The organism is Candidatus Accumulibacter vicinus (genome assembly GCF_000584955.1).
Lineage (GTDB): Bacteria > Pseudomonadota > Gammaproteobacteria > Burkholderiales > Rhodocyclaceae > Accumulibacter > Accumulibacter vicinus.
The window spans coordinates 3955-7275 of record NZ_JDSS02000042.1 but is presented as its reverse complement, the minus strand read 5'-3'; the positions used below and the strand labels follow the sequence as shown (position 1 = coordinate 7275).

At 70.1% G+C, this 3321-nt stretch carries 3 protein-coding genes; 1 reads left to right on the top strand and 2 read right to left on the bottom strand.

What is annotated here, in order from left to right; all coding sequences use genetic code 11:
• Both CAPSK01_RS18030 and CAPSK01_RS18025 read right to left on the bottom strand, forming a co-directional pair.
• The coding region (locus CAPSK01_RS18030; protein WP_273704014.1) for a LysR substrate-binding domain-containing protein at window positions 1-914 on the bottom strand (914 nt) is incomplete at its 3' end.
• Window positions 915-985: 71 nt separating this feature from the next.
• Window positions 986-2395: a PLP-dependent aminotransferase family protein gene (locus tag CAPSK01_RS18025; RefSeq protein WP_273704013.1), complete on the bottom strand. Its 1410-nt coding sequence runs from the start codon at window positions 2393-2395 to the stop codon at window positions 986-988.
• 175 nt (window positions 2396-2570) lie between these two features.
• Here CAPSK01_RS18025 and CAPSK01_RS18020 point away from each other — a divergent pair.
• Window positions 2571-3321, top strand: a 751-nt coding sequence (locus tag CAPSK01_RS18020; protein WP_273704012.1) for a PLP-dependent aminotransferase family protein, incomplete at its 3' end; no start/stop codon positions are given.

Sequence of the window (3321 nt, the reverse complement as noted above, 5' to 3'; positions counted from 1 at the left end):
GTCATGCGCGTGGTCAGCGCGGCTTCGGACTTCGCCCAGTCGATGAAGGCGATCACCTCGGGCCGCGCCCGCGCCCGTTCGGCGACCACGAGGCAGTAGATGAGGGCTTCGTCGAGCGCGCCACCCAGGATGGGGATCAGCTGCTTGTCGCGCAGCATCTCGGCGACCAGCGCCGTGCGGGCGAGCGCGACGCCCTGACCGGCCAGCGCGGCCTGAATGATCTGGTCGTGGTTGGAAAAGCGCAGCGTGTTCTTCGGCCGCACCGGCTCGACGCCTGCCTGCTCGAACCAGTAGGCCCACCCGAACTTCGGAAAGCGTGCCTCGTACTGCGGTTCCCAGCCGAGCAGAGTGTGCTTCGCCAGGTCGGTCGGCGTTTCCACCGGCAGGCGTGCCAGAAGGGTCGGGCTGGCGACCGGCGAGGTGCGCTCGGCAAACAGCATGATCGCTCCCGGAGGTGCCTTGCGGCCGGACATGCCCCGGAAGGCGATGTCGAGGCCCTCGGCGTCGATGTCGACCACCCGGTCGGTCGCCATGCAATGCACGTCGATGTCCGGCTGGATGCGCGCGAAGCGGTCGAGGCGGGGAATCAGCCAGAGCGTCGCGAAGGACGTGAAGGTCGTCACCGTGATCGGGCGAAGCCCTGAATGCGGTCGCAGTTCCTGCGCCACCGTGTCGATCTCGGCGAGCGCCCGCGCCGCCACGTCGGCCAGGCGCTGCCCGGCCGGCGTCAGGCTCACCTTGCGCGTCGTGCGCACGAAGAGCGGCGTTTCCAGCTCCTCCTCGAGGCCCTGGACTTGGCGCGACAGGGCCGACTGCGTGACGTGCAGCTCGGCGGCGGCACGCGTGAAGCTGCCGTGGCGGGCCGCCAGCAGGAAGCCGCGCAGGGCGTGCAGGTTGTGCAGGGATTCATTCATCCAATGCATCAATCCCATGAGAATTGACCGTTTGTCCGGCGGGCTTTCATCGCTCATAGTGAGCACACCCACTACGGAAAGGAGTACATCATGAGCGCAACAGGAACTCTAGGCGGTTTTCGCATCGCATTCAAGCAGCGTACGGACGCGGCTGTTCCGGCACCCCGGATTGATTCGCCACGTGCATCGGACTGCGGCGGCCGGATGCGCACGATCCAGGCCGGCAAGGCACTGACCCTGGCGCCGTGGCGGCGCTGGACGGTCGTTTCCGGCCATCTCTGGCTGACCCACAAGGACGACTCGCGCGACGTCTTCCCGCGCGCCGGTGCAAGCTTCGAGTCGGGCAAATGGAGTGTCGTCGAGGCCTTGAGCGACACCGTCCTGCTCGAGTCCGGAATCGGGACGTAGCGTCGCCCAGGCGAACACGCCGCCCTTTGTCGCCTCCCAGGTCGCGAACCGGGAAAGGTGGCGGTCCTCGCCGCCAGCAGCGCAACGCGTTGCGTCCGGTAGATCGCGCGCACGGCCGGCAGGTGGCGGTCCAGCGTGCCGTCCTCGATCAGCGCCGCGACGATGCGCTGGTTGAGGCTGGGCGTGTGCAGATCGGCCGCCTGCTTGAGCCGGGTCAGGAGTTCGACCGCCGGCCGCGGCCCGGCGACGTAACCGACCCGCAGACCCGGCGCCAGCACCTTGGAGAACGACCCGAGGTAGAGCGTGCGCTGCGGCACGAGCGCACGGCAGGCCGGCGGAGGCGGCGCATCGGACCAGAGTTCGCCGTAGGGGTCGTCCTCGACCAGCGGCACACCCGCGTTGTCGAGCCGCGCGAGCAAGGCGCGCCGGGCGTCGGTCGGCATCGTCGCGCCGTCTGGATTGGCGAAATTGGGCGTCAGGTAGCAGAACGCGGGCCCGCCGCCAGGCTGCGGGGCGCGACGAATGCCGGCGTCGATCCACGCCTCGAGGTCGAGCACGCGTGGCGTCTGCAAAGCGAAGGCCTGCAGCGCGCCGAGGTAGGTCGGGTTGCGCGCCAGCAACGCACCGCCGGGCGCGAGGAAGGCCTTGCCGATCAGGTCGAGCGCCTGCTGCGATCCGGTGGTGATCAACACCTCGGCCGGCGTCGTGGGCTGTCCGGCCGCCGAGAGGCGCGCCGCGACCAGCTCGCGCAGCGGGCCGTAGCCTTCGGTCGGGCCGTACTGCAGTGCGGCGCTCGCGTCGTCGGCGAGCACGCGCGCCGTCGCCGCACGCAGCGCTTCGACCGGGAAGGCGGCGGGGTTGGGCAGGCCGCCGGCGAACGACAGGACCGCTGCCTGCTCGGTGACCTGGAGGATCTCGCGGATCGCCGAACCTTCCAGCGCCGCAGCGGCCGGCGCGAAATGCCAGTCGGCGGATGACCCGGCTCGACGGCCGGCCTCGTGGCCGGCAACGGCAACGCTCGGCGGTACCGGAAGCGAGTGCGGATCGGTTTGTCCAAGCGCGGCGGCAGTCATCGGGAGTCTCCTTGCAAAATCGGGCGTGACCGGTACAATACCGGACACTTTTCAGGTCAGACAGTGACACTTTGCGTGCTGTCCGACCCGCCTGTACCGGTCGGACGACCGGTACGCCAGAATTTCTCCGGTCGGGCGACCCCTTCGCCCGACCGGATGCGTCGCAGGAGGTTCCATGCTCGGCATTCTCATCGACCCCGAGAACCCGCGCTCGCTGGCCGACCAGATCGTCGGCGGCGTCCGCCAGCGCATCGACGACCGCGTGCTGCGCCACGGCATGCGCCTGCCGCCGATCCGCGGCATGGCCGGGGCGCTGGGCGTCAGCCGCTTCACCGTCGTCGAGGCCTACGACCGCCTGGTCGCCAGCGGCGCCGTCGTGTCGCGCCGCGGTTCCGGTTTTTACGTCCAGGCGGGCGCGCCGCGCGGCGTGCGCAAGGCGGCCGTACCGGCGCCGGAGATCGTCGAACGCACCATCGAGCGCGCCTTCGACAACGCTGATGTGATGCGCGAGGCCCTGGCCGACGATCCATCGACGGTGAAGGTCGGTACCGGATGGCTGCCGGCCGGCTGGCTCGACGAGGAAGGTCTGCGCCGCCGCCTGCGCGTTCTGGCCGGGCGCGAAGGCCAGCGCCTGGTCTGCTACGGCGAGGCGCAGGGCTACCAGCCCTTGCGCGAGCAACTGCGCGTGCGCTTCGAGCAGTTCGGTTTCCATGCGCCGCCCGAACAGATCGTGCTCACGCACGGCGCCACACAGGCGCTCGACATCGTCGCCCGCACGCTGCTGCGTCCCGGCGACTGCGCCTTCGTCGACGACCCCGGCTACTGGAACCTGTTCGCCTCGCTGCGCCTGCTCGGCGTGCAACTCGTCGGCGTGCCGCGCACGCCCGAAGGGCCGGACGTGGCGGCGCTCGAAGCCCTGCTCGTAG